Origin of the sequence: Arachidicoccus ginsenosidivorans, assembly GCF_007971385.1 — a bacterium.
In the GTDB taxonomy this organism is placed as follows: domain Bacteria; phylum Bacteroidota; class Bacteroidia; order Chitinophagales; family Chitinophagaceae; genus Arachidicoccus; species Arachidicoccus ginsenosidivorans.
This window is the reverse complement of sequence record NZ_CP042434.1, coordinates 38,664-60,327: the sequence shown is the minus strand read 5'-3', so window position 1 is coordinate 60,327 and position 21,664 is coordinate 38,664. Positions and strand designations below refer to the sequence as shown.

Below are 21,664 nucleotides of genomic sequence, written 5' to 3'. Positions count from 1 at the left end.
TGAGCTTTAACGAAGTTAGCCTTTAAAGACAAAGATTTAATAAAAACATAGAAAATAATAAAATTTGTTGAATTTATGAGAGGATATGTTGTTGAACTATAATCAATCTTTGTCAAATTTGTCCTAGTAGCTGTGAATTTGAATAGGGGATATTGTCGAATATAAATGTATGATATATAGTAATTTACAGAGTAGTGAATGAAGTATATGAGTTTTTACTAAAAAGTGGAATCAGATATTTAACGCAATAATTATAAATAAAACAGAGAGAATATATTAAAGATGAAGACCAGCAGCAATGTTCATAAAACAATCGAGTGCATAAGTAAAGATTGGGAGCCACAAGGAGTGAAAAATATAAATAAAAACGATTTCATGCTAAACCAAAAAGGAACGTGCACTTTTAAAGGCATTTTTAAATTTGGTATTGTTGCCGTGGTGGCAGGACTATTGTTGAATTCTTGTTGGACAGGTAGTAAAGGGACGACCGAAAATGTGAATGGTACGACTTCCAGTCAGCAGAAAAATACAATGAATGATACCGTGAATGCTGCCGTTTGGACAGCGCAGCATGCCAATGAATGGTATGCCAAGCAAGGATGGCTGACTGGAGCCGATTATGTTCCCAGCAATGCGATTAACCAACTAGAAATGTGGCAGAAAGAAACTTTTAGCCCAGAATTAATTGATAAAGAATTTCAGTTAGCGGAAACGATTGGTTTTAATACCATGCGTGTGTTTTTGCATAGTATTGTTTGGAAAGAAGATGCAGAAGGTTTTAAGAAACGAATCGGGCAATTCTTAACCATTGCTGATAAACATCACATAAAGCCAATGTTCGTCTTTTTTGATGATTGCTGGAATAAACAAGGACATCCAGGAAAACAGCCCGCACCCAAAGTAGGCGTTCATAATTCAGGCTGGGTACAGGATCCTGGGCAGCCAGCATCTTCAGATACAACTAATTTCCCAGAACTTGAAAAATATGTCACTGATATCCTGACCACCTTTAAACACGATAATCGAATCCTGGCTTGGGATTTATACAATGAACCAGGGAACAATGGTAAAGAAAATTTGTCTTTACCCTTACTTAAGGCCGTTTTCAAATGGGCGCAGGCAGTCAGACCCGATCAACCCATTACGGCTGGACTCTGGAAATGGGATTTAGAAGATTTGAATAAACTACAAATTGCCAATTCAGATATTATAACCTATCACGATTATGAAAAGCCAGAGTGGCACAAAAGAGTCGTGGAATTATTAAAGGCATTTGGTAAACCGCTCATTTGTACTGAATATATGGCCAGAACAAAAGGCAGTTTGTTTAGCAATACATTGCCTATGCTAAAGAAGGAAAATGTTGGAGCCATTAATTGGGGGTTTGTTGAAGGAAAAAGCAATACTATCTATGCTTGGGATAATCCAATGCCAAATGGAGGAGAACCAAAACTTTGGTTTCATGATATATTTAGGAAGGACTTTACCCCTTACAAGCAAGATGAGGTAGGCTTGATTAAGAAATTAAATGGGAAATGATAACGAGCTATTTTAGATAGATGTGTATACAGGACTTGACTTAATAACCCGTCAAATGTTTAAACAATAAATATTTGACGGGTTATTAATTTAATGCTGGGCTCTTTTGGTTCTAAGGGCAGTTCAGGCTGAACAGGGAATTAATATGGGAACAAGTTTTTTAAAACAATTTTAAATGAATCTTAAATAACGTTAAATAAAACAATAAAAACCTTTATCTTTCATTTGAATTTGTAATTGTTTATAATATAATCAGTGCGAAAAGCAAATATTATCCGCTTTGTAGTTTTGAACTAAATGGATTTTACCTATAGTAAATATGATGATGAAAAGTTGTCCAAAATGATGTGCCAAGGAGACCTTGATGCATTTGCCGCATTATTTAACCGCTATCATGAACCTTTATTTGATTTTGCCTTTAAATTAATCCAGGACAAAGAAGAAGCCGCTGATATAATCCAAGATATATTTATGTCCCTTTGGAATCGGCGCTTTGAGTTGGAATTCAGCCACTCTATAAAAGCATGGCTGTACCAGGCTGTCAGATTCAGGGCGGCCAAATATATTCATCACCTTCAACGCAAAAGGGAAATTCTCGGAGAGCTTATTCAATATTTGCCGCAAATTGAGCATAACTCCCCTGCCACCAGCTTGGAACATCACCAATTGGATAATTCCATAAAAAATGCCATAGAAGGAATGCCTGCTAGAATGAAAGAAGTTTTTGTGTTGAGCAGGGAGCAGCAGCTTTCCCACAGAGAAATTGGCTTAAAACTCAATATTGCCGAAAGTACCGTCAAAAAAACTGTCCAGAATGCCCTTCGTTTTATCCGTGAGAAAAGTATAATAGATTTGGTGCTTGTACTGATTTTGTCAAAAATATTTTGAGATCGAATACTCCCAAGCCACCTTTTGGGATACTTATATACTGTAAGCTTAATAAATGACAATAGAAGAACTGGATATATTGCTAGAAAGGTATTATAAAGGGCAATGCAACCCAGCAGAACTGAGGTTGGTAAATACATTATTGGATAGGTACGCAGCAGGTAGTCCAAGTGAGCTTGATGAAGACCAGAGACGGGAGGTGTTGGATCGCTTACAAAATGAAATTGAGCTAAATATAGGTGAGCAATTAACAACACCTCCTTTATCTACTAAAGGTATGGCTTGGAAAAAGAGCGTGATTTTAAAATGGGGTTTGGTCGCAGCTGCAGTAAGCCTTGCTTTTGGACTATTTTATTTTTGGCAAGCCAGACAGGTGGAAAAACAAAAAGTAGCATTATCGACCAATATCGTTGTAAGACCTGGTTCTACCAGTGCCAGTATTGTATTACCTGATGGGAAAACGGTTGCTTTAGACAGTTCGTTATCCAGTTCTATAAAGAGCATTCAAGTGTCCAATTCAAGGTTATTTTTGATAAAGGACAACGGGCAAAAGGTAAATTTGGATAGGGTAGCTGGCCTGCAGGTTTATAGTACACTTGTTACTCAAAGAGGGCAACAGGCGCCAGAAATGCGTCTGGCTGATGGGACAAAAGTGTGGCTGAATGCCGCCTCTTCACTTAGGTTTCCCGTGACTTTTAATGGTTCCACAAGGGTAGTTCAGCTTACAGGAGAAGCATACTTTGAAGTAGCAAAAGATGCTGCACATCCTTTTATCGTAAAAGCAGAAGGAACTGAGATAAAAGTGCTGGGAACACATTTTAACGTAATGGCCTATAAAGATGAACCAGCCACTTATGCTACATTGTTGGAGGGAGCTATTCAGTTAAACAATGACAAGCGTTCAGCCAAGCTAAAGCCTGGCCAGCAAGGCGTTGTGAATAAGGCAGGTGAAATTGTAGTGAAAAAGGTAGATGCGCAGGTTGCAACCGCCTGGATGAACGGAAAGCTTCCCATGGAAAACATGGACGTTCATGCATTTTTAAGAGAAGTTTCCAGATGGTATGATGTTGATATTATATATAAAACTGAAATACCTAAACAGACCTTTAGTGGAAATTTAAACAGAAAGGTTCCATTGACTCAAATTCTTGCAGCGCTAAAGGCAAATGGCGTTGATTGTCAACTTAAAAACCGCACTTTAATAATCTCTAAAATATTCTAATCAAAATTAAAACAATGAGTTATGCCCTTTAAAACTTGAATTAAACATTTCATTGAATGACCATAAATAAAGAGGAAGCAACTGCAATTGCTCCCTCCAGAAGTAAGGTCAATGTTCAAACATCTACGCTGTATTGTATCCGTTATTTATTTAACCCTAATTCTACAAAAGTATGGAATATTATTCTTTACCCAAAAAACTAGGCGCTTGTGCATGCTTGTATTCTAAATTTTTTAAAGCAATGCGTTTAATTGTAATTATTTTGCTGGCAACAATGTTACAGGTAAGTGCCAGGACCACCGCTCAATCTGTAACACTCAAAAAGTCCCACATCACATTGAAAGAGGCGCTAAAATCATTGGAGCATCAAACTGGGTATGCTTTTCTTTGGTCCGATAAGCTAGTTGAAAAAGCGCATCCTGTTTCTGTAAATATTAATAGTAGCACCTTGGCTCATGCGCTGGACATGATTTTAAGCGATCAGCCATTTACCTACCGGATCGAAGATAAATTTGTTTATATTATTCCCAGTGCGAGAAGATCAAAAATCCCCGAAAGTATTATACAACAAAGGGTTATAACAGGGGTGGTGGAAGACACTACTGGTATACCAATAGCTGGGGCATCTATCCTAATTAAAGGCACCAATAAAGGTACTTTGACAGATGGTAATGGCAATTTTGTTATAGCGGTAAAAAAAGGGGATATCCTGGTCATTTCTCATTTAGGCTATAGCTCAAAAGAGCTAACTGTCAATGATGAGCAAGAATTGACAGTCATGCTCTTAAATACCAATAATAATCTGGATGATATTGTCATTGTCGGTTATGGAACGCAAAAGCGATCTGATGTTACGGGGGCTATTGCGTCAATTGGCCAGAAAGATCTGCGCCAAAGCCCAGTAGCAAACTTAAGCAATGCAGTAGCCGGCCGCTTACCAGGATTGATCGCCATTCAAAATAGTGGGGAACCTGGAGCGGATGGTTCAAATTTATATATAAGAGGCCTTGGCACCACAGGCAGTAATACTCCATTGGTTTTAGTAGATGGAATAGAGCGGGACTTCTCAAATCTGGATCCAAATGAAATTTCAGATATAACCATATTAAAAGACGCCGCCTCTACAGCCATATATGGGATTAAGGGCGCGAACGGCGTTATTTTAGTAACGACAAGAAGAGGGAAAAATGCAAAACCGTCCATTAGTGTTACCGGTCAAAACGGTTGGCAATCCCCCACAAGACTACCTAAATATGCTAACTCTTATGATGCGTTGCATCTTTTTAGAGAAGGCCTTGAAAATGATGGACTTAGTACGACTCAATATACAGACTCTATTATAAATCTCTATAAAGACAGATCCAGCCCTGCCTATAAGTATTTATACCCTGATGTTGATTGGATGGATGTGATGCTAAAGCCGTATTCACTGATGACCCAAGGTAACCTGAATGTGACAGGAGGAAATAATTTTGCCAAATACTTTGTATCCATGTCGTATTTACGGCAAAATGGCTTGTACAATTTTGAAAATCAGATTAACCAATATGATATACAGGCCGTAACCAATAAATATAACTTCAGATCCAATATTGATCTTCAAATCACAAAGGATCTTACGATGGAGCTTAATTTAGGCGCAATTGTAAGGGATCGAAACTACCCCGGTACCTCTGCACAATCCATTTTCAATGACATGAAGCAGATTCCTTCCTGGTATTTTCCCTTAGAGAATCCAGATGGGTCAGTGCCGGGTAGACCAAATGTTACCTCACCATATGAACTGTTGGTGAATTCTGGTTATCAGCGCCTATTTGAAACCCAATTACAATCAACCGCTGGCTTTAAATGGGATATGCATTACTTCCTTCCAGGGTTGAGCTCAAGGGTTCGGCTTTCCTTTGATAACCTAAATTACAGAAATGTAACCAGATCCCTAAATGGATCAACCTATGAGTATTTATTATTGCCTGGTGTGTCAGCAGATACAGTTACAGACCTTGCCGCCTCCGGGACGTACGAGACGATCAGACAAGGTGATGGCACCCTGGGCTATGATGTAGGCGCCAATGGTCGTAGGAGAACTACGCTTGAATTATATTTAAATTATGACAGGCAATTTGGCAAACACGGTGTTCATGGCGTTTTAGTTTATAATCAATCCAGCTATTTTGCAGATGTAAGCGGTGGACAAGGCAATGCAGTGGCCGGCCTCCCATATAAATACGACGGTTTGGTTGGAAGAGTGTCTTATAATTACGACGACCGGTATTTACTGGAACTCAATGCAGGCTATAACGGAAGTGAAAATTTTGCGGCCGGGCATAGACTTGGCTTCTTTCCTGCAGTTTCCGCTGGTTGGGAAATCAGCAAAGAGAAATTCATGGCAGATAATCCAGCCTGGCAGTTTGTTGATCATTTAAAGATAAGAGGATCTTATGGAATTGTAGGGAATGACCGGATTGGTGGAGACCGTTTTCTTTATATGTCTACCTGGACCATATCAGACGATGGATATGTTTTTGGCCAAAACAGAGATGGCAATAGTTACAGCGGTGCGCATGAAGTCCAGACCGGTAACCCAGATATTACCTGGGAGAAGTCCAAAAATGCCAATGTCGGGTTAGATATTGGCCTATGGAAAAATGAACTCTCCATTACTGCCGATTATTTTTGGAACCATCGAAATAATATATTGCTGACCTCTCTTTTGGTTCCAGCCACTTTGGGTTTAATCGATATACCACCAACCAATGGAGGGATTATCAATAATCATGGGTTTGAAGTTTCTTTGGAACATCGAAAAGACTTTGGTAACCAAGGTTATTTTGTTCGTTTTAATGCCTCATATGCCCAAAACAAAATTATCTATTATGCTGAACCGGATTTTACCGGAAGGGAATGGCAGGCCGTAACAGGTACACAGATAATGCAGCACAATGGATACACAGCTTTAGGCTTTTTTAAGAGTGCAGAAGATATTGCAAATAGTCCAGACCAGTCATTTTTTGGACAAGTTCAACCTGGCGATATCAAATATAAAGATTTAAACGGGGATAACATTATCAACAGCCTGGACAAGGGGTTTATTCCAGGTAGCCCTACGCCCACAACAACCTTGGGATTAAGCCTGGGTTATCACTATAAAAACTTGGATGCAAGTATATTCTTTCAATCAGGATTAGGGGGTTCAATAATGACAATAGGAAGTGGTATTTTCCCCTTTGATCGATTTGCCGGGGTGCTCGCCGACGTAAAAGACAATCATTGGGTTGCTTCCAACCCCGACGGGCATTATGATTATCCAAGAATGTCTTCACAGGTAAATACGAATAATCAGGAACCCTCCACCTTTTGGGTACGTTCTGGCAATTATCTCAGACTTAAAACCTTTGAGTTGGGCTATAGCTTCCCTAAAAGCTGGTTAAAAACAATTGGCATTGATAATGCCCGGATTTTTGTAAACGGTATAAATCTGTTCACCTGGGATAAACTAAAGATTTTTGACCCTGAGATTGCTGATGGCGGTACCGGAACCTACCCACAGCAAAAAGTAATTAATGCGGGTTTAAATTTTAGTTTTTAAGACATTATATTTTTTAGAAAAAAGCATAAACTTTTTCAATTATGAATCGATATAAATCACTATTTATTATTCTATTTCTTGTGGGCGGACTATTCATGAGTGGTTGTGAAAAGTATCTGGATGTTGTGCCTGCGGAAACAATTTCCAGCAAAGATGTACTGGATAATATTGTCAATGCTGAAAAAATATGGGCCAGATTGTACAATCAAACTATTCAGGATTTTGGTTTAGTTGAAACAGGAGGATATAATGGCGTTTTACTGGATGCCTGTACAGATGAGTGCATGAATCACTGGGAAAGTCCTGCAGAATTAGCGTTTAATTCAGGATCCTGGAATGGCGTGTCCAATCCGCTAGACAATTGGAGTTCATCTTATCAGGTTATTCGAATAGCCAATATTTTTTTGGAAAATATTGATAACTCCAAGATTCCTGCAGATAAACTGTCCTATTACAAACCTAGAATACCTGGTTACAAGGCAGATGCCCGCTTTTTGAGAGCCATGCGTTATTTTGAACTTTTCAGAAGATATGGCGCAGTTCCAATAATTACCAGATCTTATAATGTCAATGAAGCAGGCGAAGTCTCTTCATTATTAAGAAGCCCGGTTGATTCGGTGGTGGCATTTATTACCGCAGAATGCGATGCGGCCGCCGCAGATTTACCTTTGGATTTTAATAATAACCCAAGTGAAATTGGCCGAATAACAAAAGGAGCAGCTCTAGCTTTAAAAGCAAGAACCTTATTGTATGCAGCGAGTCCTCTATTTAATGGAAATACCATGTATGCGGATGTGAAAAACCCAGATGGTACACAATTATTCCCACAAACTTATGACAAACAGAAATGGAAAAAAGCAGCCGATGCAGCAAAAGCAGTAATGGACTTGGGTATATATGCATTATATAATCCAGACCCTTCAAATCCTGTGGATAATTATGCACAATTATTTTATACCAGAGAATATAAAGAAACTATTTTGCCTCTCATGTTTGGTGCGACAAGGAATTTGGAAGCGAATTATTTGCCCAACGGAAAGGATGCCACGGGACAAAGTGGTAATGGAAAGTTGAGCGTCTTTCAGACGATGGTGGATAGCTACGAAATGGATAATGGCCTGCCTATTTCGGATCCTAATTCTGGATATGATTCCACTGGGTTTTGGGATGGTCAAATCTGGGATGGAAAAGCATATAGAGAGGTAAAAGATGTCTCTAATATGTATAAAAATAGGGATCCAAGATTTTATGCAACGATCTTCTTTCAAAATGAGTATTGGGATTCTACCAACCATATCCGAAAACTTAAATTTGCCTATTACGGCGGCAATAATGGAGCAAGCGATGGTTGGCCAAAAAGTGGAACCAATTGCGTAACAGGATATAACTGGCGTAAATGGAGTGATCCAAGAGTAGATGTAAAACACAACACAGGTAACGCTAATAGAAACTATCCTGTTTTCAGGTATGCTGAGATTTTACTTGACTATGCAGAGGCCATGAATGAATATCTGGATGCACCTTCACAAGATGTTTATGATGCCATAAATAAAATTAGAGACAGGGTATCCATGCCTGAATTGCCTATAACGTCAGAGGATCATACCAAAGAAGGCTTGAGAGCCAGGATTCATAATGAATGGCGCGTCGAATTTGCTTTTGAAAACCACCGGTTTTGGGATGTAAGAAGGTGGCTGATTGGGACACAAGTCGATAACGGACCGATGTATGGCCTAAATGCAAGGCCGAGTCAACAGGAACTGGAAGCGACAGGATTAGATCCCAAAAGTGAACAGGCCGGTGTCGATGTTTTTTATAAAAAGGTAGTCGTTCAAACCAGAACCTTTACAAAAAAGCATTATTTATTTCCAATCCCCCAACTTGAAATTGATAAAAATCCAAATCTGATTCAAAATTTTGGATGGTAATAGCAAACCATAGAAAAGGAGATGAAAAAAAGTAGTCTCCTTTTCTTAACTTTTGCGTGGGAACTTTAAAGGGTAATTACCATATATAAGGTAAAAATGGATGATAATGAATGATGATGATGAGCGCAATTTGTTTTGCTTTTAAGGGATGACCTTACGCAGCATTATCCACCTATAATCATCTATAAAATGCGGCGGGTAATAATTAAACGTTTGACAGAAGAGGGCCTGATGTTAGATTGGGCAATTGAGCTAAAGGAGGTTATTGATAATAAAATGGTAAGTGACCTTGACAACGCAAATGTTCTTTTTTTTGAATAAGGTAGAATGAATTTACTAACCAATGTAAATGATAGTAATAAATATAATGTGAATTTTTAATGGATGCAAATATTGATGCATGTCAACTCGCGCAATTAAAGGCGCGTTTTGACCAGATTACCGGGCAAAAAAGTTGCTTTGAGGAGGAAAGGGGGATTTTGAAGGAACAGGAGTATTTACTTGATCTGGTGATCGATGCTTTTTTTGCATGCCATCCAAACATATCCACAACACTTTCAATTTGCTATGGGACAAGTAAATTTATTTATCGGCTTGTGGCGAGCAAACTCGATCTTCAAATTTCGTTAATAGATATCCGAGGCATCCTATTAGAAACACTAAATAACCAGGTTGAATTAATAAACACTGGCAATCCAGTAAATCATCCTTCGGACCTTATAAACGCCATTGCCAAACGAAGGCCCGTCGAAGCAATTATTTTGGAATCGACGATGAATTATTTACCTGATTCGAAAGAACGAAAATTAATTTTAAGAAAACTCTATACTTCAATAATTCCCGGGGGGAGCCTGTGGATTACCAATGTCCTTTCCATAAATGGGGCGCAATGTCAACCGCAAAATGCAAGAGCCCTGTATCTGAATCATATCAGTCATTTACGTGTGGAACGCCATAAAGCAGGCGTAAATGAATGGCCATATACTGAATTGAACACCAATTTGTTTCAGCTTTTCTCAGATATTAAAGAGGCAGGGTTTCAAAGAATTGAACTGCTCTATAAACGCTTAGAGGCTATTGCCATTGTAGCGTTCAAATGAGTTGACTATTTAGTTGCTTTACCCAAATTGCTATCAAAAATAAGAGGTTACAAGCTTATACTCCTGCTACCTAGCTCAATTGAGCAAAATTTTTCAGTTTGCCCAAAATCCTACTATGTAATTTGATATGCCTGTATGAAATTTTGAGAAGATAATACGCTACCCCTATTGCTAAAATTCAATAAGTTTGAAAATCCCTATAGTCGACAAAGGCTTTTAGATACTGCTGTGCTTAAATGGGAGCAAGTCAAGGGCTTATAAATTAAAATTATGCATTATCAGGATAGTAGTGAGCAGTCAAAATTTCAGGTGGTATCAAGGCCTAGTCAAAAGGATATTATATCTTCAAAATCAATAGCTTGGTTAAAGTTAAGGAATTTCATTTTAACCTTCAGTAGCAGGCTTGCATATAAACAAGCTCATTTTGCAAATTTTCTGTTGATTTTACTTATCACAGGAGCCACAAAAACACTAAATGCACAACAAAAAAGCGCTCTAAAAACACCCACAAAACCCAATATACTAATCTTTATAGCCGATGACCTGAATATGCAGGACGTTGGCGCCTATGGTAATACAGACGTCCATACGCCCAATATGGACAGGCTGGCCAAAGAGGGCATGATGTTCATGAATGCCTACGCAGCGTCTTCCATGTGTACGCCCAGCAGAAGTGCCCTTTTTACCGGCATGTACCCCCACCATAACGGTGCCCAGATGAACCACTTTACCGTAAAACCCGGCATAAACAACATAGCGCAGTTTATGAAAGCCCAAGGGTACCGCGTGGTTATCTCCGGCAAAACCGATGTCTTCCCCTTAGATAATTTCCCATTTGAAGTCATCGGAAAAGAGTTTGGCAAATATGAACCCATAACAAACAGAGTGGACCGCAAAAATGAGTCGGTTCATATGATAGAAAACCATTTTAAGCAGCGTCCAGAACAACCATTATGTCTGATTGTCGCCCCCTGGCTACCACATGTACCCTGGTTTCCCCACAAAGACTTTGATCCGAACAAAATAAAAATTCCCGCGTATTTAGCCGATACCAAAGAAACCAGAAGTGCCCTGGCTTCTTATTACCAGAGTATCCAGGCAGCCGACCAGATGCTGGGCCGGGTATTAAATGCCCTGGATCAGGCAGGCCAGACCAATAATACCGCTACTTTTTTTACATCCGATCAAGGTGCGCAGTTTCCATCGGCTAAATGGAGCGTTTTTGATAAGGGCCTCCATGTACCGCTGATTATCAGATGGCCCGGCCATATTGAAAAAGAAAGCCAAACAGATGCCTTGGTATCGCTGGTAGATATTACCCCCACACTTATCGACCTGGCAGGTGGCAAACAGATCGACACACTAGACGGACGCTCCTTTAAAGACGTTTTAATAAATCACAAAACGAAAATACACGACTATATTTTTGCAGAGTCCTCCATGGAACCCCATTATTGGTACAATTATACCCCAGGAAGAACTGTTATAACCCAAGACGGCTGGCAGTATATAAAAAACTACCATCCAGGTAAGCGCTTTATCACCCATATTGATAAGGTAGAACGCAATGAGTTTTACTTTGATAGCTGGGTAGCCGCTGCTGCATCTGACCCTCAAACCCGGTTTTTACTTAACCGGTATAGTTATCATCCACCAGAAGGACTTTATAACCTAAACAAGGACAAGGAGGAATTTACCAACCTGGCCATGGACGCCACTTATAAAAAAGAATTATTAAGAGGACGTACGCTACTAAAAAAAGAGTTAGACCGCCAAGGTGAAACGGACGCGATGATCCTCAAAGGAACCCTGCCAACATTTTTTGATCATCGTTATACCATTGCGCAGGGCTGTAGTGCCTCCGACCTCTCCTTTAATAAAAAACTATGGAACCCGCATACACTATATATTACGGCTTATATAAGTGATTTAAATGAGGGTGGGGTGGTAGCTGACTATTTTGGTCACTTCAAACTCTTTGCCTATGAGGGAAAAGTTGGCATACAACTGCCTGGAGGTAAAGTCTATCAGAGCGACAGTATTTCCAGCTTGTCAGGGCATCTGCTGTTAAAACTAACGGAAGCAGGCCAGTTGGAGATCCAGTTTGAACAAAAGCCAGTTGTAACCGCAGCACTTAAGCGCGATCTAACAAAGATCAAAGGCGGCTATGTCACCTGTGGCAAAATTCAAGGACGCAGTCTTAATGGAAGGCTTAGAACCTATCAAGGCAGGATCTATGATCTTTACTTTACCATGGATGCGCTATCTACAGCGCCTTAAGAAAGAAAAAACGAGTAAAAACGAGAAAAAAAACTTTAAAAATCAATTAAGTCACAACAGTCATATCAGTCACAATAATTACAGCATTAAAAGTACAATAGCATAAATATGAATAACAGGTGTATAGATAGAATGAAAATGGATGTAGCATTAGAAGTGAAAGCAGAAAGGGAAATGGAACTGGAGGATTATCTTAAATTGGGCCAAATGGCTACAGGGGCTAGAATAGCGTCAGAAGGCAAATCAGGTCCTGTTAATGTATCTAACGTATTAGGCAAAGGTGGCAGCATGCAACGAAAGGCAAAAGCGATGCTTTTGGCTGCTTTGCTTATTTGCGCAGGTACGCAAATAAGTCATGCACAGGTAAGCTTGTCAAATACTACGCCAGCCGGCCAGCAGCATAGCAGTCAACCAGCCGAAACTTTTGATCTGACCCGGGCCCAGTTGCTGGAAGATAGCCAGGACCAGGCTGCGGTCAGTACCTATACCCGTCTATTTGCCGAGGATATTGAACGTGTAACAGGCAAAATAGCAAAAATCAATCACGAGCTACCCCTTGCCCCAAATGTGGTCATTGCAGGTACGCTTGAGGGCAATCGTTGGATCAAAAGGCTGGAAAAAGCAGGGAAAATAAACACAGATTCCTTAGAAGGACAGTGGGAGCGTTATGGTATTTTTATCGTAAATAACCCCTTTGAGCATATCAAACAAGCACTGGTCGTTGTAGGTAGCGACCGCCGGGCGGTCGCCTATGGCCTGTTTTCTATTTCAAAGGCGATTGGCGTTTCTCCCTGGTATTTTTGGGCAGATGTTCCTGTAACAAAACGCGCTAATATTAGTTTGGCCGTTAAGGATTATATTTCCCCTAAGCCATCGGTAAAATATAGAGGCGTCTTTATCAATGATGAAGACTGGGGACTGCGTCCATGGGCTAAAAACACCTATGATCCAAAGCAAAACATTGGTCCAAAGACTTATAAGGCTGTTTTTGAGCTATTATTAAGACTTAATGCCAATTATCTGTGTCCAGCCATGCATCCGGGCTCCAGCGCATTTAATAAGTACCCTGAAAACAAAGTCATTGCTGACAGCTTTGGTATTGTGATGGGATCCACCCATCCTGAACCGCTACTTTTCAATAATGCCTCTGAGTGGGATACAAAGACCATGGGAAAGTGGGATTATAAGACCAATCGGGAAGGTATATTAAAAGTGCTGGACAAAAGGGTCAGCGAAAATGCCCCATATGAGAATGTCTGGACTCTCGCCTTAAGAGGGTTGCATGATAAGGAAATGCAGGGCGATTACCCGATGTCAGAAAGAGTTAAATTAGTAGACGAAGCCATGCAGGACCAGCGCAACCTACTAAAAAAACATATAGATACCCCCATGGCAGATATTCCACAGATCTTTGTACCCTATAAAGAAGTACTGTCTATCTATAATGCAGGGCTAAAAATACCAGACGAAGTAACCATTGTATGGCCAGACGATAATTTTGGCTATATGAAACAACTCTCTAATGAGACGGAGCGGAAACGCTCCGGTGGCTCCGGGGTATATTACCACGCCTCTTACCTTGGCATGCCCCATGATTATCTGTGGATCGCATCAACACCCCCTAATTTAATGTACGAAGAGCTCCATAAGGCTTATCTGACAGGAGCCGACAGATATTGGCTACTAAATGCCGGTGATATCAAATCCTGTGAAGCGCCAGTGACTCAATTTTTAAGTATGGCCTATCAGCTGGACAGCTTTAGCTTTAAAAATGCCCCATCTTTTCAGGCAAAATGGCTCTCAGAAATTTACGGCGAAAAATACTTTAAACAGTTGGATCATATTACCAAAGAATATATCAGGCTGGCATTTTCCAAAAAGCCAGAGGCCATGGCCTGGGGCTTTGAGTGGAATTCTAATAAACATACAAGAGAAATTCCGACAGAAACGGAGTATTCCTTTGCCAGTTATAATGAAGCAGAAAACAGGATCCAGGACTACCTGAAAATTCAGCGGCGAGCTACGGATATTTATAACCAGCTTCCTGCCGCTTATAAGCCTTCTTTTTATGAGCTGGTACTTTATCCTGTAACAGGCGCCAGCCTGATGAATAGAATGTGGCTCACAGCGCAAAGGCAAAAACATTATTATTATGAAGGGAACAGTGCGGCTAATGAGTTAAAAAAACAGGTAGATATTATCTATGACAGCTTAAAATTGGTGACAGCTGGCTATAACCAATTACTAAATGGTAAATGGAATCATGTAATTTCTCTGGTCAATGGCGTAACGGCCTCATATTTTGAAAAGCCCAAACTCAAAACGCTGTCCCTGCCAACCACTGGACAACTGAAAATAAAAGCCCAAGGGGCAGGAGCTACTGGTGTTGACGGATATAATAATATCCTGCCGACCTTTGATAAGCTCGCTAAAAAATCCCATTATTTTGTACTCTACAATACCGGAATGACCCCTTTAACCTGGTCTGCCAAGGCCAGTGCGCCGTGGATTAAGCTAAGTAGTCATGCAGGTAAAGTTACAAATCAACAAAAAATAGACGTTCAGGTAGACTGGGATCAGTTTAAAGCAAAAGGTAGACAGACTGCAATGATTGATCTAATCACAAAAAGCGGTCATCAACAAATTATGGTGGCCGCAAACGCGCCAGCCGTAAGTCTGGATAGCTTAAAGGGATTATATGTAGAACAAAATGGAGTTGTGTCCATTCCGGCAGCCGGTTTTACCCGTAAAGTAGAAACCCGCGGTGTAAAAATGCAGCTGATTAATGATTTAGGCTATGCAGACACATCTGTAATGATGGGAAGTCCTATTTTGCCAGTCATTAACCCAAAATATACCAATGCGCCCAATTTACAGTATGACTTTTATACCTTTCATAGAGGCATGGTAAAAGTCTATACCTATGTGCTACCTACCTTTCCATTAAGTTCAAACAGAGATTTTGGATTTCATGAGATTTCCACGGTCCAGACAGCCTATGGTGTTACAATAGATGATGGTGCAGTGGACTATCCTTCTTCCTCCGCCCCTGAATATTCACAAACTTGGGCCACTCATGTTCAGCGAAATGCAGCTGTCAATGTCTCTACCTTGTATATCGATAAGCCAGGGAAACATACCTTGAAGATTATTACAGGTGATCCCGGTATTGTTGTGCAAAAAATTGTAATTGACCTTGGCGGTTTAAAACCTTCTTATTTAGGACCACAAACAACCAAGGTTCAATGAAGAAGAAATCAATAATAATAATTGGCATTGAGCCACTTGTAAAATCATGAGATGATTGATTAGATATGGCTGATTTTTATTTAAAATCCATGCTTATAGGTATCCCAAAGAAGTCCTTCGTATGTTTTTTTTGCGGGCTTTTTCTTTGCGCGCTGCAGCCCCAAAAAACTTATGCACAGAACGGGTATACGCATGCACATAGGATGGGTGGCGATATCGATTATGACGGCGATACTGATCAATTAAAAACGCTAAATTATGCGGCGATCGGTGGTACCCATGATCTCCAGCTTTCCAGTTGGGGGCCTTATTCAAAAAAGTATGCCGGCATTTCTCATATTGCAGATATCAGATCAGGCCTCAGGTTTGACCTATCAGTTGTTATTAGCCAAAATGAACATAAATGCATTATCCCCAATGTACGTTTTGAGTCAGGTTATCACCCCTGGCAAGCCTCAAATGACCTGACTCGTTACAGTTACCGCTATGAATTGGAATGGAAAGATCAGCTATACGCAGATGTGCATTACCAAATCATTGACAGCTTAACAGCAGCTGTAGCGATTAAGTATGTAAATAACACGGATCAATTTCAGCAGTTAGATGCAGATCTGATGGCGTCCGTCAGTTATCCTGAAAACTATTCCAGTATAAAATTGCCTGTTTCTCCAAATATGACCTGGAAAAATGCAATTCATTATGAAAGTCTTCAATTTGCCCACCCCAACGCTAAGGACTATTTGCCAGACAATGGATGGTTACAGGCAGAGATTAGAGATAGTCGTTTTATAGATGGTAGGGCAGTGGGTAAAAATTTTGGGAAGGACAGCGGTGATAGGGCCAGCTACCAGCTTAGACTACCAGCTCAGTTCCAAAACGGTAGCCTTGCCATTGCCTATCAGCTAAAAGTTGGCAAAAAGGCCACTTTTAAGCTGTCTGGCTTAGTCAACAAAACAGTCGTGCTTACCGGAACGGGTAAATTAGCCTGGAAGACTGTCCGTATAGACCGCTATTCAAAATCAATGCATCCTAGCCATTTGGAACTGATCGCTTTGGGCGGAGACGGGAACGGAGACGGAAACCCAGTTGATTTGAATGGATTTCTAATTATAAGTGGGCCCAAACCGCAGGTGAAAGCAAATCTAAAAGCGACGCCTGCTACAACTGCGACACTGGCTACATCAGAAAATTCCTTCGCATCCATCCTAGACACCTTAGTGAAAACTCAGCCGCAGCACTTGATCCCCAAAAAAGTCCTGGACCGGCCTAATCAGCAGCTTTTCTTAAAATATCCAGATTTACCGATTGGGTATACAATCAGTTGGCCGAAAGACCAGGAAGATGCTGGTAAAGAGACTGGCAAGGGTAGTGACACTAAAATCAAAACGCGCGTGCGCGTTCGTGAATTTCAAAATGACCAGTTGGATGTGTTTTATAGAGAAAAAATTAACGACCATGTCAGTAGTGTATTTAGAGGGAATCAGAAAGGAGATTATACAGCACTTGGTTTGCCCTCACTGACGCTCGCACCGCATAGCCAAAAATGGGTCTATGCCAGCTTTAGCGTCACCCATAAAAAACAGCCAGCAAAGCCCATTCAATACCACCTGGATAGCCTGTTCACGGCTGCAGATCGCCAGGGGGATAGTAATGCAGCGCTTAGTAAAGACATTTTGCCTGTAGGTAAAAAATATGCTTTAGGGGACAATTATTAAAAGCCACCCTTATGACCAATGTGACTTATCCTATTTATACACAAGACACCTATATCCGGCATTTTACACCAGGTAAATGGTGGAATAGTATCTATACCTGGGATCTTGGCTTTATTGCAGAGGGACTCATTGAAATCAATCCCTCACTGGCAGCCCAGTGCCTGAACGCGTATACGACGGCGCCAGGCAGCTGGTCGCCATTTGTCTTCCACGGCTCACCTGTGCCAACACAGCAGTACGGCTTTTTTGATTTATGGAATAAAACCCAGTCCAAACCGCTTTTGCATTATTTTTATCCGCGCCTTAAACAATATTACCAATTTTTGGCAGGCCATGCCAAAGGATCGACCACGACTAAATTTAAATCAGGCATACTGTCAACCTGGGACTATTTTTACAACTCAGGTGGCTGGGACGATTACCCGGCTCAAGTGGCAGTGCATCGTGGGCACCTTGATAATAAGGTAGCTCCCGCCATTACCACAGCGCAAATGATAAGAGTTGCAAAAATGCTTCGGATGGCGGCTTTACAGCTGGGTAAAAATAAAGACGCTCAGCGCTATAAGTCGGATATAATCACCTGGGGTAATGCCCTGCAAAAATACAGCTGGAATAAAAAAAGCGGTTATTTTAGTTATGTTGAGCATTCGGCTGACGGGCAGTCTAATGAACAGCCTACTAAACCTTTTTTATATCAGGACAGTATTGATTATAATAAGGGACTGGATGGCGCCTATCCGCTACTTGCCGGCATTTGTACCCCAGATCAACAAAAGACGCTGCTTAATAAAATATTTTCCCCCAAACATATGTGGACAAAGGTGGGAATCAGTGTCGTTGATCAGTCTGCTCCTTATTACCAAACTGGCGGTTATTGGAACGGTAAGGTCTGGATGCCGCATCAATGGTTTATGTGGAAGACGATGCTAGACCTGGGCCGGGGAGATCTAGCCTATAAAATTGCTAAAACAGCACTTGATGTTTATCAGCAGGAAGTCCAGGCGTCCTATGATTGTCTGGAATATTTTTCCCCTACAACAGGTAGAGGCGGAGGGTGGCATCAGTTTTCGGGCCTGTCCAGCCCTGTTCTTAACTGGTTCAACGCTTATTACAAAATCGGTACGGTTACAAACGGCTTTGAAATCTGGATACGCCAGCAAAATTTTAATAGCGCATGTGATACTTATAATGCATTACTGAGTTTTGATGATGCCACTGCGCCCCACGGAAGAACCATGTTGATATGTATGACGCCCAATCACCGGTATAAAGCAAGCTTTAATGGACAAACCTTAAGCATTCATAGCCCTTATAGTGGTCTTTTGGCTATTACACTACCTGCCACCAATCAAAAGGGAAGGCTCATCGTTCAGCCAGTAGATTAGTCACGGCAATAAGCCTCAATGAGCAGTCTTTTATAAAATAAACGATTCATAAAAAATAAAATAAAATAATTAAAATAATAAAAAAAGTAAAATAAGATGGTAACATTTAATACAAAGAATGCTCTAAAGAAAAAAAACAATCGGAAGTTGATCTTGATGCTGGTCTTGGTCTTGTCGCAAGTAATCATAATCTGCACAAATACCCAGAGTTTGTATGCCCAGGTACCTACCCAAACAGTGGAAACGACAGATAGCGTATTTGTCAAAAATGCAGGTATTGGTGGTAATAACACGATTGACCTATTAAAAAGAGTTCAAAGGGATTGTATTGATTATAAACCCGATCTGACCATTCTTATGATTGGCACCAATGATATGAATAGCGTTAAATATGTACCTTTAGAAAAGTACAAACAAAACCTCATTCGATTATTGGATACTATTAAAGCCAGTGGTTCTAAAGTGTTATTAATGAATATTTTACCATTTTATACGCCCTATTTATTAACCAGGCACCCAAAAGCGTTTTATGGCGAAGCTGGTCCAGAGGGGCGCCAGGAAGCCGTAAATAAGGCAATATCCCAAATAGCCAAACAAGAAAAGGTACCTTTACTGGATATGCATCATTATTTTGCAAGTGTTGGTAAAATAGGCCTGGATAAATATAGTCTGATCAGTAATGAAAAAAATACCGGCAAAACAGATGGTATTCATCCAACTGTCGATGGTTACCGGTTAATGGCTGCCTTAGTTTATCAACGAATAATCATGGCTAACTTACCCCATAAACGCGTCGTTTGTTTTGGTGATAGCATCACCAAAGGGGATGGATCCATCACGCGCAATAGTTACCCTGCTTTTCTAAAGAAATTATTAGCAGGTAAATAGTAAGATGTTAATTAGTAAAAAGTATGAATCAACCTATATATCCATCTATTCAATTAAAAGCTAATCTTATGATTCGAGCATGGTTAAAATCTTTTTTTGTTTTAGGGTTATTTTTAATAACGGCCTATCCAGGATTTAGTCGAAAAAATGCGCAGCAAAATCAGCAGCACCAGCATCATTCTGACCGCTATGACGTTATCGTATATGGGGGGACGGCGGCTGGCGTGATGGCTGCCATTGCTGCCAGCCGAATGGGGGCAAAGGTTTTACTTTTGAGCCCGGATAAACACCTGGGTGGTGTCACTACCAGTGGGCTCGGATGGACAGATATTGGCAATCCAGTGACCATTGGCGGCCTTGCACGCTCTTTTTATCATCAGATTTGGCTACATTACCAAAAAGACAGTTCCTGGAAGGTTTCTAATCTAACAACCTACCAGAAAAATTGTATGGTTATTACAAAATCAAGGACTCCCTGATGTGGACCTTTGAACCGCATGTGGCAGAAAATATTTTAAATAAAATGCTCGAGCAGTCTGGAATCGATCTCATAACCTCCACTAGGCTGGATCGGTCCAGAAAATTGAACATTAAAAAAAGTAAAGACAAAACCGGCCATATAATTTATGCAATCAGAATGGTGGATGGCAATAGCTATCAAGGGTCAGTATATATTGATGCCAGCTATGAAGGGGATCTAATGGCCATGGCTGGTGTAAGTTTTACGGTCGGTAGAGAGGCCAATAGTAAGTATGGCGAGACGATAAATGGGGTAGAAAAAGCGTTGACGATTAAAAATAACCTGCCCAGAGGAATCGATCCTTATAAAATAAAAGGGGACTCCAATAGTGGCATTTTAGACGGAGTTCTACCATATCTGCATACAGAAGATGGAGAGGGTGACGACAAGCTACAGGCCTATTGCTACAGAATGTGTTTGACAAATGATTCTGCTAATAGGATTATGGTACAAAAGCCAGATGGCTATAAAAAAGCCGATTTTGAACTCGTTACCAGGGCTGCTGCCCTGGGTGAAAAGAGATTTTGGAAACTATCTGCCTTGCCCAATCAAAAAATAGATGCCAATAATGACAGTGGAATATCCATGGATGCCATTGGCTGGAATGCAGGTTATGTAACCGCTACTGACAATCAGCGAGCTGTTATTGCCGCCAGACATAAATATTGGACACTCGGACTGATCTGGACGGTTCAAAATGACCCAGCAATGCCACCTGTCATAAGAAAACGCTTTGGCACTTGGGGATTACCAAAGGATGAATTTACTGATAACGGGCATTTTCCATATGCATTATACGTAAGAGAGGCAAGAAGGATGATTGGGGATTATGTGATCAGTCAGCAAGACGTGTTGAAGGGGGATGCTGAAAATGCGATTGCCATGGGCTCCTACGTAATGGATAGTCATAATACCCAACGCTATATAACAGCGCAAGGAGATGTGCAAAATGAAGGCGATGTGCAAATAGCGGTTAAAAACCCCTATCAAATACCTTACGGCGCCATTATCCCCCAAAAAGCCAGTGCCAGAACTTACTTGTACCCGTATGCCTATCAGCCTCACATATCGCCTACGGTTCCATTAGAATGGAACCCGTCTTTATGTGTGTAGCTGAAGCAGCCGGTACTGCTGCTGCCATTGCCTCAAAAAAGCACCAATCCGTACAGCAGGTTGCTTACCCTGAACTCCGAAGTGCACTGGATAAAGCCGGACAGGTGATGGAGATTAAGCCGGACATAGAAGTGAAGCATCCTTAACGGTTAGTGCAATATTGAAAATAATGATAATAGAAGTGTTTAATTAAAGAATCTAAATAACACGCAGAAAATTAAATCAACACTAGGCTTTTAAATATTAAAAAT

The 21,664-nt window shown here is 40.6% G+C and carries 15 protein-coding genes; all 15 read left to right on the top strand.

Annotated features, from left to right (window positions below; all coding sequences use genetic code 11):
• Positions 1-375: 375 nt before the first annotated feature.
• The 15 genes from FSB73_RS00230 to FSB73_RS26060 all read left to right on the top strand — a co-directional run bounded on the left by FSB73_RS00230 (position 376) and on the right by FSB73_RS26060 (position 21,559).
• Positions 376-1,539, top strand: a complete 1,164-nt coding sequence (locus FSB73_RS00230) for a glycoside hydrolase family 2 TIM barrel-domain containing protein (protein ID WP_146779636.1) — start codon at positions 376-378, stop codon at positions 1,537-1,539.
• Positions 1,540-1,836: 297 nt separating this feature from the next.
• Positions 1,837-2,427, top strand: a complete 591-nt coding sequence (locus FSB73_RS00225; protein ID WP_146779635.1) for an RNA polymerase sigma factor — start codon at positions 1,837-1,839, stop codon at positions 2,425-2,427.
• A 55-nt stretch (positions 2,428-2,482) separates the two neighbouring features.
• Complete coding sequence (locus FSB73_RS00220; protein ID WP_146779634.1) at positions 2,483-3,649, top strand: FecR family protein; 1,167 nt, start codon at positions 2,483-2,485, stop codon at positions 3,647-3,649.
• A 56-nt stretch (positions 3,650-3,705) separates the two neighbouring features.
• Positions 3,706-3,852 carry a hypothetical protein gene (locus FSB73_RS23165; protein ID WP_158639351.1) on the top strand — a complete coding sequence of 49 codons (147 nt, stop codon included), beginning with the start codon at positions 3,706-3,708 and terminating at the stop codon, positions 3,850-3,852.
• A gap of 38 nt (positions 3,853-3,890) precedes the next feature.
• Positions 3,891-7,235: a TonB-dependent receptor gene (locus tag FSB73_RS00215; protein ID WP_158639350.1), complete on the top strand. Its 3,345-nt coding sequence runs from the start codon at positions 3,891-3,893 to the stop codon at positions 7,233-7,235.
• A gap of 41 nt (positions 7,236-7,276) precedes the next feature.
• Positions 7,277-9,163, top strand: coding sequence for a RagB/SusD family nutrient uptake outer membrane protein (locus FSB73_RS00210; RefSeq protein ID WP_146779632.1), 1,887 nt, complete (start codon positions 7,277-7,279; stop codon positions 9,161-9,163).
• A 380-nt stretch (positions 9,164-9,543) separates the two neighbouring features.
• The gene (locus tag FSB73_RS00205) at positions 9,544-10,263 is read left to right on the top strand and encodes a hypothetical protein (protein WP_146779631.1); all 720 of its coding nucleotides are present in this window, start codon (positions 9,544-9,546) and stop codon (positions 10,261-10,263) included.
• A 438-nt stretch (positions 10,264-10,701) separates the two neighbouring features.
• Positions 10,702-12,543 (top strand): sulfatase family protein, encoded by a 1,842-nt coding sequence (locus FSB73_RS00200; RefSeq protein WP_225974322.1) that lies wholly within the window; start codon positions 10,702-10,704, stop codon positions 12,541-12,543.
• Positions 12,544-12,681: 138 nt separating this feature from the next.
• Positions 12,682-15,792, top strand: coding sequence for a glycosyl hydrolase 115 family protein (locus FSB73_RS00195; RefSeq protein ID WP_225974321.1), 3,111 nt, complete (start codon positions 12,682-12,684; stop codon positions 15,790-15,792).
• 203 nt (positions 15,793-15,995) lie between these two features.
• Positions 15,996-17,507, top strand: coding sequence for a hypothetical protein (locus tag FSB73_RS00190; RefSeq protein ID WP_146779629.1), 1,512 nt, complete (start codon positions 15,996-15,998; stop codon positions 17,505-17,507).
• A gap of 11 nt (positions 17,508-17,518) precedes the next feature.
• Entirely contained in the window at positions 17,519-18,892 is a 1,374-nt protein-coding gene (locus tag FSB73_RS00185) for an MGH1-like glycoside hydrolase domain-containing protein (protein WP_146779628.1), read from the top strand.
• Positions 18,893-18,988: 96 nt separating this feature from the next.
• Positions 18,989-19,780 (top strand): SGNH/GDSL hydrolase family protein, encoded by a 792-nt coding sequence (locus FSB73_RS00180; protein WP_225974320.1) that lies wholly within the window; start codon positions 18,989-18,991, stop codon positions 19,778-19,780.
• Positions 19,781-19,848: 68 nt separating this feature from the next.
• Positions 19,849-20,259: an FAD-dependent oxidoreductase gene (locus tag FSB73_RS26065; protein WP_158639349.1), complete on the top strand. Its 411-nt coding sequence runs from the start codon at positions 19,849-19,851 to the stop codon at positions 20,257-20,259.
• Positions 20,259-21,413, top strand: a complete 1,155-nt coding sequence (locus FSB73_RS00170; protein WP_146779626.1) for an FAD-dependent oxidoreductase — start codon at positions 20,259-20,261, stop codon at positions 21,411-21,413. Before FSB73_RS26065 ends, FSB73_RS00170 begins: the two co-directional genes overlap by 1 nt.
• On the top strand, positions 21,368-21,559 hold the full coding sequence (locus FSB73_RS26060) for an FAD-dependent oxidoreductase (protein ID WP_262712686.1): 192 nt from the start codon (positions 21,368-21,370) through the stop codon (positions 21,557-21,559). Before FSB73_RS00170 ends, FSB73_RS26060 begins: the two co-directional genes overlap by 46 nt.
• The last annotated feature ends 105 nt before the right edge of the window (positions 21,560-21,664 follow it).